The following is a 15384-nucleotide window of genomic DNA, read 5'->3' on the forward strand; positions in this document are numbered from 1 at the left end:
CCACGTCCTTTGAATTACGGCTACTTGGTATCGATCATGCTAACGGCCTGGATGTGCCTAAGCTTCATCATGTCGCTAATCGAACGGCCCGCAGCCTCAAGTGATCTGCGCCAGACCAGATTGACGGCGGCCACGGCATCTCTGCTGGTGTGTCCAGTAAACGGCTCATCCAAGAGTCCGGAGGTGACGGACAGTCACGCGAGGAGTATTCGCTTTCGGAGGAGGGCGAAGCCGGCGCGCCCGTACATCTGTCGTTTGATCATTTCGTCTTGTTGACGACGCCCTCGGTGGGCCCATTGCTGTTCGTCGAGCCGGCCGGTGTGAGTGTCATCTCTTGCAGGAGTGTCCAGATCGGTAGGTCCGGTTCCCGTTCGCGGCGCCTGCGCAGGTACTCGCGGAAGGGGGCGACCAGGATGGGGCCGTGGATCAGCTGTTCGGGCCGGTCGGCCGCGGCGTATTTCTTGACGGTGTTGCGGGCCAGGCGCAGGCGGGTCATGATCTGGCCGTGTGAGGCGCCCTGGCGCGGGTGCGCTGTGCAAGCGGTCCTCACTGCGTCCGGACCTGCCGCCATCGGTCGGCGACCTGCTCCGTCGGGGGCGCCGTCGCGAGGGCCGGGCAGCGCCATCAACGCCGCCAGGACAGCGGTGGACGACCGCACCACCCCGGTCATGGCCGGCAGTGAGGAAGCGGCCCGCCCTGCCAGCACGATCGCGAAGCCGGTCACCATCTGCACTAACGGCCAAGTCCGGCGGGCGTATCGTTCGGCCGGCCCACCCGGCTCTCCAGGTCACTACCAGCGCCAACGCAGCAAAGCGGGAGAAGTCGCAACTTCTCCCGCTTTGGTGTGAAGTGTCCGAGGGTCGACACCAACCAAATCCCAATGTGCGCTGACCACCGAGTTCCTTCTCGGAACCCCGGGGGCGTGAGATGCGCTCCGACCGCTGGATCCGGAACACGACGACCGCGAGCGTGGTGCTTGTCGCGCTGATCGCCGCCGTCGTCTCCTTCCGTCACATGCACCGTCTCGCCCTCGATCACCATGAGGACCCGCTGGCGGCGGCACTCATCCCTCTCGCCGTCGACGGAACGATCGTGGCTGCCTCGATGTCCCTGCTCCTTGCCAGCCGCTACGGCTCACGCGGTGGGGTTCTTCCGTGGACGTTGCTCATCGTCGGCAGCCTGGCGAGCTTGGGCGCGAACGTTGCGGTTGCCGAGCCGTCCCTGATCGGCCGAGTGATCGCCGCTTGGCCGTCGTTCGCCCTGATCGGCGCGTACGAGATGCTGATGAGCCAGATTCGGAGGTCGGCCGACGGACAGGCAGAGGCTCAGGACTCGTCGACTCTCAGTGCGGACCCTGCCGCGCGTCCTGATGCGATGGAGGAGCAGGGCGACCGGGAAGACGCCGAGTTGTCCACTGTCCAGAGTGCGAACGGCCGGTCTCTGCAGCGAGAGGCCTGGCGGTGGGCGCAGCAGAACCCTCAGACAGACGGCAATCTCCCCAGCGGCGTTGCCATCGCCAGGGCCTTTGCTCGTAGTCCCCGTTGGGGCCGACGGTCACGTCCAGGGAAGTGGTGTACGAGCTGCCACCGCGTGATCCGTTTCTGCAGGTTAAGCGGTGAGGGTGTCGGGGAGCGGTTCCTGGTTCGGTGTGTCGCCGCAGATCACGCGTAGGCGAGCTTTGGCCAATACGTCCAGGCCCATGTATCGGCGGGCTTCGGTCCACTCGTCGGTCTGCTCGGCGAGCACGGCGCCGACGAGGCGGATGATCGCGGCCCGGTCGGGGAAGATGCCCACGACGTCGGTGCGGCGGCGGATCTCCTTGTTCAGCCGCTCTTGGGGGTTGTTCGACCAGATCTGCTTCCAGATCTCCCGTGGAAACTGGGCGAAGGCCAGCAGGTCGTCGCGGGCGCCATGGAGGTGGTCGGCGGCGGCCGGGTACTTGGCTGCCAGGGCGTCGATGACCCAGGCGTGCTGAGTACGCACCTGTTCAGCGGTCGGCTGGTCGAAGATGGTCCGCACCAGGGTGGCCACCCACGGCTGGGCCGACTTCGGGACCGTGGTGAGGAGATTGCGCAGGTAGTGGGTGCGGCAGCGCTGCCAGGAAGCGCCGGGCAGGGTGGCGCCGATCGCTTCCACCAGTCCAAGGTGGGCGTCGGAGATGACCATCTGCACCCCCGACAGGCCGCGGGCGACCAGACCGCGCAGGAACGCCAACCAGCCGGCGCCGTCTTCGCGGGAGGTGACCTCCAGCCCGAGGATCTCCCGCTGGCCGTTGGCGTTGACCGCGGTGGCGACCAGGGCGTGCACGTTGACCGTCCGTCCGCCCTCGCGGACCTTCTGCGTGAGGGCGTCCAGCCAGACGAAGGCGTAGGGCCCGCCGTCCAAGGCCCGGGTGCGGAAGGCCTCTACCTGTTCATCCAGCACCTTGCCATCTGTGAGACCTGGCTTTTGGAGATGCCGCCGATCCCGAGTTGCTCGACCAGCTTGTCCACCCGCCGGGTCGACACCCCCAGCAGGTAGGAGGTGGCGACGACGCTGACCAGGGCTTGCTCGGCGCGGCGGCGGCGTTCCAGCAGCCAGACCGGGAAGTAGGAGCCTTGGCGCAGTTTCGGGATGGCCAGCTCGACGGTGCCGGCGCGGGTGTCCCACTCCCGCTTGCGGTAGCCGTTGCGGGAGTTGGTCCGCTCGCTGCTGCGCTCACCGTAGGAGGCGCCGCACAAGGTGTCGGCCTCGGCCGACATCAACGCCTCGGCCATGGTCTTCACCATGGATGGCCGCCATCCTCGCCGGCGGCACCCTCTGACCTGTCGTCAGGCTGGCAGGACGCACCTGCGGGCGTGCTGGAATACAAAGACGTCGGCCTTCCGGGAGATCATGTACCGCAGGCTCGACAAGGGCGGCGGGGTCACAACCCGGCTGCTCAAAGCACCCCTCAACAAAGAGGGCAGGACCACGTACAGCGGGTGTTCCTGAGAGTCCGCAAAAGAGGTAGTTGATACACCGACTGCGGCAGATGGCCAAGCTCTGCGAGGGATACGGTCATCGTGTGCAGCAATCGGTCTTCGAGATAACTTGCTCGGACGCCGAACTACTGACCCTGCTGCATGGCGCGAGACAGATCATCGCAGAATCCGACGATTCGGTATCCCCAGGTGGTTATTTGCGAGCCGGGTCTGCTCTTCGAGCTGCTGCGCGAGGTCGGACGCCTCGATCGTCATGGCGATGGCGCTCGTCGTGAGCAGACCGTAGGGGAGTTGACGTCGCCTGGTCGCCGACAGCCATGGTTGGCGTCGGACCACCCAGTCGTCGCGGTACGCGTCGACGAGTCGGCGAAAAGGAATGATCCCCCCGCCGTACCACGGCATCCACGTCCCCGACCCGCAACCCGGCGCCGAGCAGCTGCAGTGGCTCGCGCCGCAGCGCCGCTGCACGCACGTTAGGGTGCGGCGGCATACCTGCGAGTGCCGGCCCCGGATATACGAGCTGTGCCAGGCTGGAGGGCTCGTCTTTATGGTGGGGATCGGCCAGCAGCGCGTTCAGCACCGACATGGCCTGCCCGCCGCACGTGTCGCAGATCGGGGTTGCGGTAGGCGGCGTGCCCGTCGAGCTTGCGGCGGCCTCGGTTGTACCGCTGGGTGAGCATTCATGACGACTGGTGGCGGTCGGGCGACCTGCGGTTCAAGGTGACGGGCGGCGGGCGCGCCGTGCGGAACATCAGCATGGGAAAAGCCCAGGTAGGGCGCGCGTACCTCGACCCGCTGACCATCGCGCGGGCCCTGGCCATCATCGACTACGCCAAGGAACGCCGGACGGCGGCGTGAGCCAGCCACCTACCCGCGCCGCGAGGCCCTCGGCCTGGGCGTGCCGGATGGCTCGCGGCCGTCAACGCCTCGTCATCTACCTGCCGGGGGTTGAGGAACATCGGAACGAAAAGTCACGCTAAGCCGCGCGACGCGGGTCTTTTTGGCGTGGCTTTCCGTTCCGGCACTGCGGCCCAGGCTGCTTGCTCGGGCGAGCGCCGTGCCCGGGGCGGCTTAACGTAACGTCCGTACGCGACCCTCTCCAGGCATGGCCAGGCCCTTACCCACGACCGGGGGAACCGGCCCGCGACCTGCACCCGGCTTGGATCCGCCCGGATCGCCAGCGCCGCCACCCGGTTATCCGACCGCGCCGCGCAAACGCGCGCCCGACTTATCCCCGCCCGTCCGGCCGGCGGGCGTCCGGAACCGCTTGCTGCCGCACGCGCTTCGCATCCAACGCGAAGCCTTCGCATCGAAGGCGAACGGCGTAGCCCGGCCCGGTGACCGTTGCGGCGGCTGACCTGGCAGAGCGCGGCTTAGCGTACGTTTTCGTTCCGATGTTCTCACGGGCCAATGCCTGCCCGCAGGGGCCCGGTCAGGGTGGCGGCTCCCCGTAGCTATAGGAGTTGCAGGCCGTGAGCAGGTCGGCGCGCTTCAACGCGGCTGGCTGGTGGGGTGTGCCGGCTGGGTGGCTGCCAGGCTGGCCAGGAGCTTGAGCCGCTCTTCTGAGGTGCTGCCCGGTTCGGCGGTATAGATGGTGAGGTCGTACACGGTCCGGTTGAAGATGGGCAGGTCGAGAGACTGGTAGGTCAGCTCCAGGTCGCCGACCTGCGGATGCCACAGCCGCTTGCTGCCGGCGTGGCGGAGACGCACGTCGTGGATGGCCCACTGGCTGCGGAACGCGGTGCTGAGCGTGGACAGCTCACCGACGAGGTCACGCAGCGCCCGGTCATGGGGCTCGCGTCCGGCCTCGGCGCGCAGCAGCGCGGCGCTGACGGCGGTGGCCGCGTCCCAGTCGACGAAGAACCGCTGGGAGCCCGGGTCGAGGAAGACGTAGCGGGCGAGGTTGGCGCGGCCGTGCCGTGTGGTGGCAGGGCTGTCGAAGACCGGCGCGAGTAGGGCCCGGGCCAGCGCATTGTAGGTGACGATGTCCTGGCGGCCGTTGCGTACGAACGCCGCGGACATCGTCATGGAGTCCAGCAGCCACTGGACCGGCGGCGGGACCTGGACGTCCTTGCGGCGCGAAGGTGCGCGGCGGGCGGGACGGGCGGCGTGGGCCAGGTCGAACAGGTAGGTGCGTTCGTCCTGGTCCAGGCGAAGGGCCTGGGCGACCGCGTCGAGTACCTCTTCCGATACGCCGCTGATGTGGCCCTTCTCCAGCCGGGTGTACCACTCGGTGCTCACACCGGCCAGCACCGCGACCTCCTCGCGGCGCAGCCCGGGGACCCGGCGCCGACCGCTGGCGGGCAGCCCGACCTGCTCCGGGGTGAGCTTCGCGCGCCGGGTGGCGAGGAAGTCCCGGATCTGGTCGCGGTTGTCGGGTCGCTGCTCCATGCCCCCCACGGTAGCCGCAGGGTTCGCGCAGGCGCCGACGGTAAGGGGGTTGAGCTTATCCCCCCTATAAATGCGCTCTGCCTCGCGCCCGGCCAGGCGGGTTTCCTGGGATCAGCATAGAACGCGACTTGCGATACGGAGATGGACCTTGTCCGACCAGCTCTTGTAGTGGTGATCGGCCCGCCCATCACCGTCGAAGCCCTCCTGTGATGCACCAACAGGACCTCCAGCACCCGGGAGTATGACCATGACCGGCAAGACCGTACTGATCACCGGCGCGACCAGCGGCATCGGCGCCCACACCGCACGATTGCTCCTCGACCGCGGCCACCGCGTGGCCGTCACCGGCCGCGACGAGACCAAACTCAAGTCCTTCCTCGACGAGACCGGCCACTCCGACCGGCTGCTCGGCATCATCGCCGACGCCGCCAACTGGCCGGCCACCCAAGCCGCCGTGACCCGCACCGTGGCACACTTCGGCGCCCTGCACGCCGCGGTGGCCAACGCCGGCTTCATCCCCGCCGACCACCCGCGCACCATCGCCGACGGCGACCCGGAACTGTGGGCGCCCATGGTCCTCACCAACGTCCTCGGCCCCGCCCTGCTGGCCAACGCCGCCCTGCCCCACCTCGAGACCACGGGCGGGCGGCTGGTGCTCATCGGCAGCGTCGCCGGCCTGAAGAACAGCCCCGCCAACCTCTACTCCGCCACCAAGTGGGCCGTCACCGGCATGGCCGAGAACCTGCGGATGTACGCCACCAGCCGCGGCGTCGGCGTCACCCTCGTCAACCCCGGCATGACCGACACCGCCTTCTGGCAAGGCGGCGTCCCGCCCGTCGCCCTGTCTCCCGAGCCCGTCGCCGAGGCCATCTGCTTCGCCCTCGGCCAGCCGTCCGACGTCGACCTCAACACCCTGACCATCCGGCCGGTAGGCCAGCCCGTCTGAGGCAGATCTGACACTCTGTGGTGTCGCAGCCGGTCGTGAGCCGTGGTGTTCCCATCGGAAGCGAGACAGTCACCCGGCAGGTGGCCAGAGATCTCCTGGTCTAGTCCGCGGATAGTCCGGCTCCATGCCCGCCCATACGGTAAAAGCGTGAGCGGCCCCTGCCCGTGAGGCTGCATGCCTCTCGTTCACTCCGCTCGACCCCCGCCGCGCCGCCGACGCTCTCCGCGCGGCCGACCCAGGGGCCGCTTCCGGGCGACCGTCATTGAAGCCGGTCAGCAGCTTAAAGGCCGGCCAGGTGCGCTAATCGTGCGTGATGTCCGGGTTCTGGATCAGGGCGCGGAACCCGGTCAACAATGCCTTGAGGCCTACTTCGAACTCGTCGTCGCTGCTGACCTCCGCGAGGGCGTCGGCGTGCTGCACGATCAGGGGCAAGGCCGCGGCGTCGCGGGAGCGGTACAGCAGGCGCCGGTGACGGCTCTCTTCGGGATCTGACGAGTCCAGGCCGAGGTTGAAGTTCACCGAGCCGATGATGAAGGTGGCCAGCGACGATGCGGCGGCGTACGCGAGCCGGGGGCTGAAGCCGGCGCCGATGAACAGTTCGAGGGAGTATTGCACCCCGGCCAGCGAGTTGGGGCCGAGCCGCTCGGTCCCGCGAAGGAGCGAGGCCACGCCGGGGTGCCGGAGCAGGTGCTCGCGGAACAGGCGTGCGGACCACGCCGCCTTCTCGGCCCAGTCCGTGTCGCCGGGCGGAACCGAGCTCGCCACGCTGAGTGCCCGGTCGACCAGCAGGGTCACCAGTTCCTCGCGGTTGCGCACGTGGCGGTAGAGGGACGCCTGCGTGCAGCCGAGTCCCTCGGCGATGTTGCGCATCGTCAGCGCGGCCACCCCGCGCGTGTCGAGCAGGGCCATGGCCGTGTCGAGGACGGCATCGAGGGTCAGTGATCTGCGCCGCCGCCGCCGCGCCGGTTCGTTCTCCTGGGCAAGCCACCAGGCCGCCGTGCCCGGCCTCGGTTCCGCCCGCTGGTTCTTCCGCGGGTCATGCGGCGGCAGCTCGCTGGCCATGCCTGTCGTTGTGGGTTCGCGCACGGGACCACGATAAGGCGTAGGCGAACGACGATCACTTATCATAAGCTAACAGCGTTCACATAGTGGCGAGTTGAATGGATCCTCATGCGCGCAGTGCGTAACACCGACCAGGGCATCCTCGTGACCGAGATTGACGAACCGGTAGCGCCCGGCGTACGCCTCACCATCACCTCGACGGGCATCTGCGGGACCGACGTGAACTTCGCGGCCGGCGGCGTTCAGGGCTACACCGTTCAGGGCTACACCTACGGCCACGAGTTCGCCGGCACCGCCGCCGACGGCCGGAGCTATGCCGTCGAACCCACGGTTTACTGCGGACAGTGCGACCAATGCCGCACCGGCCATGTCCAGCGGTGCACTGCCCCGGAGCACGGAACGCTCGGCATATTCCGAAACGGCGGCATGTGCGATGCCGTGACGGTCTCGGAGAACATGCTCGTCCCGCTTCCGGCCGGCCTGGACGTACGCGACGCCTGCCTCGTGGAGCCGGCGTCAGTGGCCTGGCACGGCGTCCGCAGGGCGGCGCTCATGCCGGGCGAGCGGGTGGCGGTCGTTGGCGGCGGCAGCATCGGGCTGCTGGCCGTGGCCGCGGCCCGGCAGCGCGGCCACGACGTTGATATCGAGGTGCGCCACAAGCACCAGAGGATGGCTGCGGAACGTCTCGAAGCCGGCCCAACCGAAGGCCTCTACGACGTCGTGATCGACGCCGCCGGCAGCGAGTCCGGTCTCGCCCGGTGCGCCGAGTTGGCCCGCCCCGGCGGTCGCATCGTGCTGCTGGGCGTCTACGTGCACACCGTTCCCATCCCGGGCGTCGCCAGCCTGGTCAAGGAACTCACCTACGTCAACTCCATCTCCTACAGCCGGCACGACGGCATCCGCGACACCGAACAGGCCGCAGCGTTGCTCGCCGGCAACCCTGCGATCGCGCAGACGGTGATCACCCACCGCTTCCCCCTCGACGATGCCGCAGAGGCCTTCCGCGTGGCCGGTGACCGGGCCTCCGGAGCCATCAAGGTCGTCCTCCACCCCTGACGGCCCTCTCCCCGTCGCCATCACCCCGCTGTGGCCTGCGGCAATGCTCTACTCGGGACTCATGGCAACCGACCCGAGGCGAAGGCGGCACTGCGACTGGTGGGGGCGGCCCGTTTCTGCCGTATTCCGGTGGCACCCGGTGATCGGCCCCAATATGTGCCGCCGCGACCTACGGAGACAAACTGGTACTGGCAGTCCATAGGCCGGCGCGGGGCACTGTCTGTCCGCCGGCGATGCGACGAAGGTGGAGACCGGAGGGGGCACGCACACTTCCGTGTAAAGGCACCACCTATCGTGCCGGCCCCATGATGCGGAGGCGCTGCGGCGCCTCACCGTTGCCATCGCATCCTGAAGACACCCGCTGTATCGGCGAAGAAGTTCGGTCCCTGATTTCCCTGACCCACGGGAGCGTCAATGCACATCTCCTCGGTAAAGAAGATCACCGTCGCGGTCGCCGCCTGGCCCGCCTGATCGGCTGGACCAACATCGCCGCCGCCGACCCCTACCGCCGCCACCCCGCGGATGGACTCTAGTTACTCGGTCTCACAACCCGAGAACGCTTCAGCCCTGCCCGCTGAGCGGCGCGCCGGTCCGGGGCGTCGGCAGTACGGTCTCGTGTTTGCGGCGGCGTCACAAAGGGTGCCTGTCAGTTGCAGGTGTCCACGTCCGGCGCTGGCCGCTGCGGGAGCCGCAATTTCGTTTCGAGACTACGAGCCCGACCGTACCTGGGATCGCCCTGAGCCGTTCAGGTGATCCTCGCCATTTGGTCACTGCGACGACGTCACCAAGCTCGCCCGCGTCACCCGTCACCGGCGACAACGCGATAGTGGTGCGCTCCAGCGTCAGCGCGGCGGGAGCGGCGATCCACCGCCCCCGCCGCGTGAACGGGTCAGTGGCGGTTGAGGTTCTGCATCCACTCCCGCAGCTCGCGCGCCTGCCGCGCGAGCTCGGAACGCGCCGCAGCGTCGCCGGAGGCCTCGTCGTTCGCCAGGTCGACGATCGAGTTCAGCGCCGGGATGGCGGTGGTGTAGTTGCGTGCCAGGTAGCTGTCCCGCGCGGTGTCCAGGGCGGCACCGGCGGCGTCCGCGGCGGCCGCGGTCAGCAGCCCGGCTGCTCGGTCGGCCTCGATCAGAAGGCTGGTCTCGCGGTAGGACGAGCAGTTGGCGCCCTTGCGGTCGGCGGTCGTCTCGATCCCGCCGAGGATGATCCGCATGAACGAGTCGTCGTAGTACTGCGTCCGGAAGTGGCCGAGGATGTTCGAGAACGCCTTGCCACCGCCCCAGTTCTGGCACCACGCGATCGGGTGGTCGCCGTTCATCAGCCGCAGCGGGTTGGTGGCCGCGTTGCCGCTGTTGAGGCTGCGCTGGTAGCTGTCCTCGTTGAGGCTCAGCAGCGTGTGCACGTCGGCCCGCATGTTGCGGTCGAAGTTGTAGAGCTCGTCGACCGTCATCCACCGGTCAGGGAGATGCGCGGTCGCCGGGTGCGTGTTGTCCTCGGTCACCACCTCGGTGTGGATGCAGCTGCCGCACTGGCCGAACCCGTTCTGGCCGCTCGGATGGTTGGTGAAGAACCCACCGACGAGGTCGCCGTACCACGGCCAGGTGCCGATCTCGAACGAGTCGGCGGCGCCGTGGATGCCGACATAGCCGCCGCCCTGGTGCATGTAGGCCTCGAAGTTCGGCTGCTCGGTGATCGGATCGAGCGGGCCCGGGTGCCCGACGTTGGACTCGAAGACGATGGTGTCGTACTGCTTGAGCGTGTCGAGGCTCAGGAACGGGCTCGTGGGCAGCGTGACGGTCGGGAGTTGCGGGTCGTAGACGTCGACGTTGAAGTTGTGCGCGATGCCGAGCTTCTGGATCGCGGCCACGGTGTGCGGGATGTGGTCGTGCCGGAAGCCCGTCGTCCTGGAGAAGACCAGGACGTTGTAGTCGGCGTCCGGGTTGTGCGGGAGCGGGGCGAGCACCGGGTCCGGGATGAACTTCGGGCCCTCCGCGGGCTCAGACTCGAGGCCCGTCGCGGGCTCCGGCGCGAGCCGGCCTTTGAGCTGGTCGATCAGGTAACGCGCATCGCCCACGAGTGTGCTGCGGGCCGAGCCGGGCGCGATCCCGTCGCCGGCGATCGAGACGAACTCGTTCAGGACCTGGCTCGCTTGCTTGGCCGAACCGGCGTCGGCGAGCGCCTTCGCCTGGTCGAGCTTGGCTTGGAGCGCCGCGCCGACCTCCGCCGGGACGCTGCCAGCGGTCACGAACCGGGTGATCAGCGTGCCGACGTCCGCGAACGATGTCGTCACGATGAACGTCTGCGTGTACTTCGCGCTGTTGGAAGCAGCGTCAGAGAGATGCACCGCGAGCGTGTGCACGCCGAGCGATAGGTCGGAGGTCTGCACCGGCAGCGGCGGGACCAGCTTGCCGTCGAGGTACATGTTCAGCACAGCCACTCCGCCCGAGCCGGGGGCGGGGTCCGTGCGCGTCGGGATAAGTGTGGCGACGTGACCGACGTGACCGTCGGTGATCGCCGGGTACGATGCAGCCGGCGCGCGCGTGTCGATCCGGACCGAGATCGAGCGGAACGCCGCGACGTTTCCGGCCGTGTCGACCGCGCGGTACCGGACGCTGGTGTTGCCCTCCTGCGTGATCACCGCCGACGCAGTGGCCGACGCCGGCGCCCCCTCGACGGGCACGTCGATGTAGGCGGCGCCGCCGTTGAGCGAGTACTGGAACTTGGCGATGCCGACGTCGTCGGTCGCCGACACGTTCAGCGTCACCGGGCCGCGGTACCAGTTGTTCTGGCCGGTCGGCGCAGAGGGCGACAGCGTCGCCACGTTGATCGTCGGCGGCGTCGTTTCCTGTGCCCACGACGGTGCCGCGGGGATGAGTGCGGCCGCCGTCAGGAAGGCGGCCACTGCCGATGTGCGAAATCTTCTTCGCATGAGTGTCTTCTCTCTCTTGCCGCTATACGGGCGGGATCGCTAGGTGCCGATGCCCGTGCCGACGAACTCGGGTTCGTCGGCACGGGAGGGTTCGCTAGGTGCCGATGCCCGTGCCGACGAACTCGGCCCAGTTGAGGTTGAACAGGTTGCCGCCCGTGGCGCCACCCGTGACCGAGCGGAACACCAGGAACAGCTCATGCGTCCCGGACATCGAGACTGGGAACGTCTGGCTTGTCCAGGTTCCCGTCCCGCCGGTGGACATGAGGTTGGCCGTCGTCAGGATCGGCCCGGTGATCGAGTCCTGACGGACCTCGATTGCTGCCAGCGGCGACCCGGGCGCGCGGCCGGTCGCCGCGTCCGCCACGCGGAACGTGATCGAATCGATGTTGGTCAGGTTGAATGGGCCGTTGAGCTGGAGCCAGTCGCCCGAGCCCAGGCTGCCGCGGTGCACGCCGGCGCCGCCGTCGGTGTTGGTCGCCGTGTTGGTGCCGGACTGGTTGACGACGAACTCCACCTCCTGGTGCTTCTGGCGGATCTGGTGCTGGCCGGTCGTGGTCAGCGGTGGGATGCCGCCCGGACCGCCGTGGTCGGTGTAGCGCGCCTGGACCACGCCGGAGACGTTGCCGCCGTGTGAGACGTCGTCGGCCTCCGTGTGGAGCACGCCCGAGCAGCCGTTGACGGACTCCTCGGCGTGGCCGTGCGCGTCGTGGCCGAGCACGAACGTCACCTGCACCTCGGAGCAATTCACCGTCCCGTCCTCGGGGTCGGTGACCGTGACCGAGAACGGGATGTCGTCGCCGAACGCGAACGTCCCGCCCTCCACCGGCGTATTGACGACCACCGCCGGGCTCGTGTTGCCCACGGTGATCACGGTGCTGGTCGGGGTTTGCTTGCCGGACGAGTCGAGCACGGTCAGCACGGCCGTGTAGCGGCCGGACTGCGTGTAGGTGTGTGTCGGGTTCGGGTCGGTCTCGATCGCCGAGCCGTCGCCGAAGTTCCACTCGTAGCGGATCGAGTCGCCGGGATCCTCATCCAGCGAGCCGGCGCTGGAGAAGTTCACGGTCAGCGGCGTTGAGCCGTCGGTGCGGTCCGTGGTGAGCACGGCCTTCGGCGCGCGCTTGCCCTTGACGTACTCCCACTTGTACATGCCCGCGTCGGGGCTGATGACGTTGAACCCGTTGCCGTAGGTCAGCAGGTAGAACGCGCCGTCAGAACCGAACTGCAAGTCCATCGGGTTGTCGCACTCGAACCGGAACCTGCCTGCCCCGGCGTTCGCACGGCTGCCGCAATCCAGGAAGTTGTTGATCTTCTGGACGTGGTTGTTCTGCTTGTCGAGCTTGACCTCGCGCAGCGTGTCCTGCGTCCACTCGCTGATGATCACCGAGTCGTCGTAGTACGGCGGGAACTTGTGAGGGTTCGGGTTCTCCGGGTCGTAGTGGTACTTCGTGACCCCGTGCGGACCGACGCCGCCGGTGTAGAGCTCGGGGAACAGCCGCGGGCATTCGGTCGTCGAGCCGGGCGCGATCGGGCCCGGGGTCGGCGCGTAGTAGGCCTCGCACGGGGTGCCGAGCGGCGCGCTCGGGTTGTTGTCGCGGTAGGAGTACCAGATGTCCGGGTCGGTGACCGGCGGGACGTCCCTCAGGCCCGGCTCGACCGTCGGACCGCCCTCAATGTTCCACAGCGAGTCGTTGCGCTGCGTCGGCCCGTCGCAGTCGAACTTCTGAGGCGGGTTGTTCAGCGGCGTGCCCGCGGTGGTGGTGCCGGGCGCGAACTCGTGGAAGTTCCACTGGTAGTGCGCGAGGTCGCGCTTGTAGCACGTCGGCCAGCCGTAGTTGGACGGCTTGCGCACGATCTCGTAGCGGCCGGTGCCCGACGGGCCGTGCGAGCGCTGCGGTGTCTGGGCGTCGGGCGAGTAGTCGCCGATGTAGGCCACGTCGTTCTCGTCGACCTGGATCCGGAACGGGTTGCGGAAACCCATCGCGTAGACCTCCGGCCGCGTCTTGTCTTGCGGCGCGCCCGCGACCAGCGGGAACAGGTTGCCCGACGGGATCGAGTAGGCGCCCGTGCCGGAGCCGAAGTCGGCCTTGTTGGCGTCGGCGGCGGAGATGTCGCCGTCCTTGACCTTGATCCGCAGCACCTTGCCGCGCAGGTCGTTGGTGTTCAGCGCGCTGCGGCGCGAGTCACCGGTGAGCCGCTGATACCAGCCGCCCGCCTGCGCCGTGTTGGTGGCGATCGCCGGCGTGGCGGTGCCGGTCAGGCCGGCGCCGTCGGCGGTGATCTGCGGCTGATCGGACTGCTGCTTGCCGCGGCGGAAGAACACGTTGACGTTCGACGTGTTGACCGGGCCGCCGCTGGTCTGGATCTCATCCGCCTCGATGTTCGAGAGCGCCTCGAGCGCCGCGTCGATCGCATTGCGATCCGCGTTCCACGCGATCGGCTCCGTCGTCTGGCCCTCGAAGGTCAGCGTGAACGTGCCGCCCGTCGCGTTGGTGACGCGCACGGTCTGCTGCTCGTCGGTCTTCTGCGAGTTGTACGGCCCGTAGCCGCCGGCGTTGATGCCGCCCGCGGGCGTGTCATCGCCGGTGACCATCCAGAGGTTGCCGTGCTTGTCGAAGTCGATGTCACCCCCGACGTGGCAGCACTCCTGGCGGTTGACTGGCACGCGCATGATCTGCTGCTCGGAGCCCATGTCGAGGTGCGCCGGCGTGCTGTCGGTGGCGTCGACGAACTTGAAGCGGCTGAGCTGGAAATAGCCCACGTACGGATCCCACGCGGTCTTGGACGCCGCCACGTCCGGCGGGGTGGTGTTCGGCGTGATCTGGGTGACGACCGATCCGTCGCTCAGCTTGACGTCGGTGACCTCCTTCGGCGAGTAGTAGAGGTAGACCCACTTGTTGGTCGCGAAGTTGGCGTCGACCGCCGGGCCATAGAGCCCGTCCTCGCCTGCGGAGTAGATCTGCTGCGTCATCGGCAGGCTCGGATCGGCGAAGTTGGCGACGACCGTGGTGACGCCCGTGGTCGAGTCGTGCATGCGCAGCGAGCCGAGGCGGTCCGTCTGCAGAACGCGGCCGTCCGGCAGCTGGTCGAAGCCGATCGGCTCCTGCAGGTTCGGCGGCGAGCCGATCTTCGTCTGCTGGTAGTTGGCCAGCACGGTCGCGCCGCAATCGCTGTAGACCGGGTCGGCCTGGCCCGCGGCCCAGCCGATCGCGCCCTTGAGGTGCTTGGTGAGGCCGGCGTCGAAGCTCGCGGCCGTGTTGCCCAGGCCGGTGTAGAACGAGCGGCCGCCCTGGAAGTCCTTACACCACGAGACCGGGTGATCGGCGCCCATCGTGCCCCCGGCGATCCCGTCGAGGTCGGCGCCCTGCGGCTGCGGCCCGAACGGGTCCTCGACGACGGTGTCGAGGACGTGTGACACACCGCGGACGTTCTTCGTGAAGTTGTACCAGTTGTCGGTCCGCGACCAGATCTGCGGCAGATCCTTGGTCGCGTCGTGGACGCGGTCGGCGACCTTCACGTCACCCGATTGCACGTCGGTCCTGCCGGACGCACGCGTCCCCAGGAGGTCAGTCAGGAACGACCAGGACTCGTCGGTCTCGACCGCCGAGCCGACGCCGACGAAGCCGCCGCCGTCGCGGAAGTAGCTCTCGAAGTTCGCGCGTTGCGCGTCCGTGAGCGGGCTCGCGTGACCCGTGTCCAAGAACACGACCGCGCGGTACTGCGCCAGCTTCTTCTCCGTGAAATGGTCGCCCACGTCAGCGGGCCCGGGCGCCACGACCGTGAAATGACCGGTTCTGGCCGCATCCCGGATCGCGGCCAAGCCGGCCGACGACACCGCGTCCTGAGTGCTGCGCACCACGAGCACCTTGAAGCCGGCGTCTGGTGGTGCGGGCTTGGCGGCAGGCGCGGACGGCTGCGGCAGCGCCGCTGCAGCGACCTTGAAAGCGGGCTCAGCCGCCGTGGGGGCCTCGGCGCTCACCGGCGTCGCGAGGAGCGTGATGAAAGGGGCGATGAGGGCTAAGGCCATCGTGGTCGCGGTG

The 15384-nt window shown here is 68.4% G+C and carries 10 protein-coding genes and 1 pseudogene; 5 read left to right on the plus strand and 6 right to left on the minus strand.

The annotated features are described in order from the left end of the window. Positions 1 to 259: 259 nt before the first annotated feature. Positions 260 to 727 (minus strand): hypothetical protein, encoded by a 468-nt coding sequence (locus FLX07_RS37215; RefSeq protein ID WP_189105054.1) that lies wholly within the window; start codon positions 725 to 727, stop codon positions 260 to 262. Between the two features lie 200 nt (positions 728 to 927). On the opposite strand from FLX07_RS37215, the gene FLX07_RS30020 reads away from it, so the two are divergent. Continuing rightward, positions 928 to 1671: a DUF2637 domain-containing protein gene (locus FLX07_RS30020; protein WP_142575060.1), complete on the plus strand. Its 744-nt coding sequence runs from the start codon at positions 928 to 930 to the stop codon at positions 1669 to 1671. Here the strand turns inward: FLX07_RS30020 and FLX07_RS30025 are convergent. After that, positions 1609 to 2768, minus strand: a pseudogene (locus FLX07_RS30025) (IS256 family transposase); the annotation flags it as partial. The gene FLX07_RS30020 and the pseudogene FLX07_RS30025 overlap by 63 nt on opposite strands. A 245-nt stretch (positions 2769 to 3013) precedes the next feature. Here FLX07_RS30025 and FLX07_RS38925 point away from each other — a divergent pair. Together FLX07_RS38925 and FLX07_RS30035 are read left to right on the plus strand one after the other, a co-directional pair. Next, the gene (locus FLX07_RS38925; protein WP_142575061.1) at positions 3014 to 3238 is read left to right on the plus strand and encodes a CRISPR-associated endonuclease Cas2; all 225 of its coding nucleotides are present in this window, start codon (positions 3014 to 3016) and stop codon (positions 3236 to 3238) included. 397 nt (positions 3239 to 3635) lie between these two features. Further along, entirely contained in the window at positions 3636 to 3821 is a 186-nt protein-coding gene (locus tag FLX07_RS30035; RefSeq protein ID WP_142575062.1) for a hypothetical protein, read from the plus strand. A gap of 633 nt (positions 3822 to 4454) precedes the next feature. On the opposite strand, the gene FLX07_RS30040 is transcribed toward FLX07_RS30035, so the two are convergent. Continuing rightward, positions 4455 to 5354, minus strand: a complete 900-nt coding sequence (locus FLX07_RS30040; RefSeq protein ID WP_142575063.1) for a helix-turn-helix transcriptional regulator — start codon at positions 5352 to 5354, stop codon at positions 4455 to 4457. Between the two features lie 247 nt (positions 5355 to 5601). Between FLX07_RS30040 and FLX07_RS30045 the strand changes: the two genes are divergently transcribed. Further along, positions 5602 to 6300, plus strand: coding sequence for an SDR family oxidoreductase (locus FLX07_RS30045; RefSeq protein ID WP_167748441.1), 699 nt, complete (start codon positions 5602 to 5604; stop codon positions 6298 to 6300). 300 nt (positions 6301 to 6600) lie between these two features. On the opposite strand, the gene FLX07_RS30050 is transcribed toward FLX07_RS30045, so the two are convergent. Further along, a complete protein-coding gene (locus tag FLX07_RS30050) occupies positions 6601 to 7386 on the minus strand; it encodes a TetR/AcrR family transcriptional regulator C-terminal domain-containing protein (protein ID WP_208762460.1) in 786 nt (261 codons plus the stop codon). 84 nt (positions 7387 to 7470) lie between these two features. On the opposite strand from FLX07_RS30050, the gene FLX07_RS30055 reads away from it, so the two are divergent. After that, positions 7471 to 8418, plus strand: a complete 948-nt coding sequence (locus FLX07_RS30055) for a zinc-dependent alcohol dehydrogenase (RefSeq protein ID WP_142575065.1) — start codon at positions 7471 to 7473, stop codon at positions 8416 to 8418. Positions 8419 to 9307: 889 nt separating this feature from the next. On the opposite strand, the gene FLX07_RS30060 is transcribed toward FLX07_RS30055, so the two are convergent. Continuing rightward, on the minus strand, positions 9308 to 11347 hold the full coding sequence (locus FLX07_RS30060) for a ThuA domain-containing protein (protein WP_142575066.1): 2040 nt from the start codon (positions 11345 to 11347) through the stop codon (positions 9308 to 9310). Positions 11348 to 11441: 94 nt separating this feature from the next. Then, complete coding sequence (locus FLX07_RS30065) at positions 11442 to 15371, minus strand: ThuA domain-containing protein (protein WP_167748442.1); 3930 nt, start codon at positions 15369 to 15371, stop codon at positions 11442 to 11444. Positions 15372 to 15384 lie beyond the last annotated feature (13 nt).

Source organism: Microbispora bryophytorum (genome assembly GCF_006874465.1).
Lineage (GTDB): Bacteria > Actinomycetota > Actinomycetes > Streptosporangiales > Streptosporangiaceae > Microbispora > Microbispora bryophytorum.

Bases quoted from the DNA above. Each gene is read 5' to 3' on its own strand.
- FLX07_RS37215 (WP_189105054.1), bottom strand. From the start codon at position 727: ATGGTGACCGGCTTCGCGATCGTGCTGGCAGGGCGGGCCGCTTCCTCA.
- FLX07_RS30020 (WP_142575060.1), top strand. From the start codon at position 928: ATGCGCTCCGACCGCTGGATCCGGAACACGACGACCGCGAGCGTGGTG.
- FLX07_RS38925 (WP_142575061.1), top strand. From the start codon at position 3,014: ATGGCCAAGCTCTGCGAGGGATACGGTCATCGTGTGCAGCAATCGGTC.
- FLX07_RS30040 (WP_142575063.1), bottom strand. From the start codon at position 5,354: ATGGAGCAGCGACCCGACAACCGCGACCAGATCCGGGACTTCCTCGCC.
- FLX07_RS30045 (WP_167748441.1), top strand. From the start codon at position 5,602: ATGACCGGCAAGACCGTACTGATCACCGGCGCGACCAGCGGCATCGGC.
- FLX07_RS30055 (WP_142575065.1), top strand. From the start codon at position 7,471: ATGCGCGCAGTGCGTAACACCGACCAGGGCATCCTCGTGACCGAGATT.
- FLX07_RS30060 (WP_142575066.1), bottom strand. From the start codon at position 11,347: ATGCGAAGAAGATTTCGCACATCGGCAGTGGCCGCCTTCCTGACGGCG.
- FLX07_RS30065 (WP_167748442.1), bottom strand. From the start codon at position 15,371: ATGGCCTTAGCCCTCATCGCCCCTTTCATCACGCTCCTCGCGACGCCG.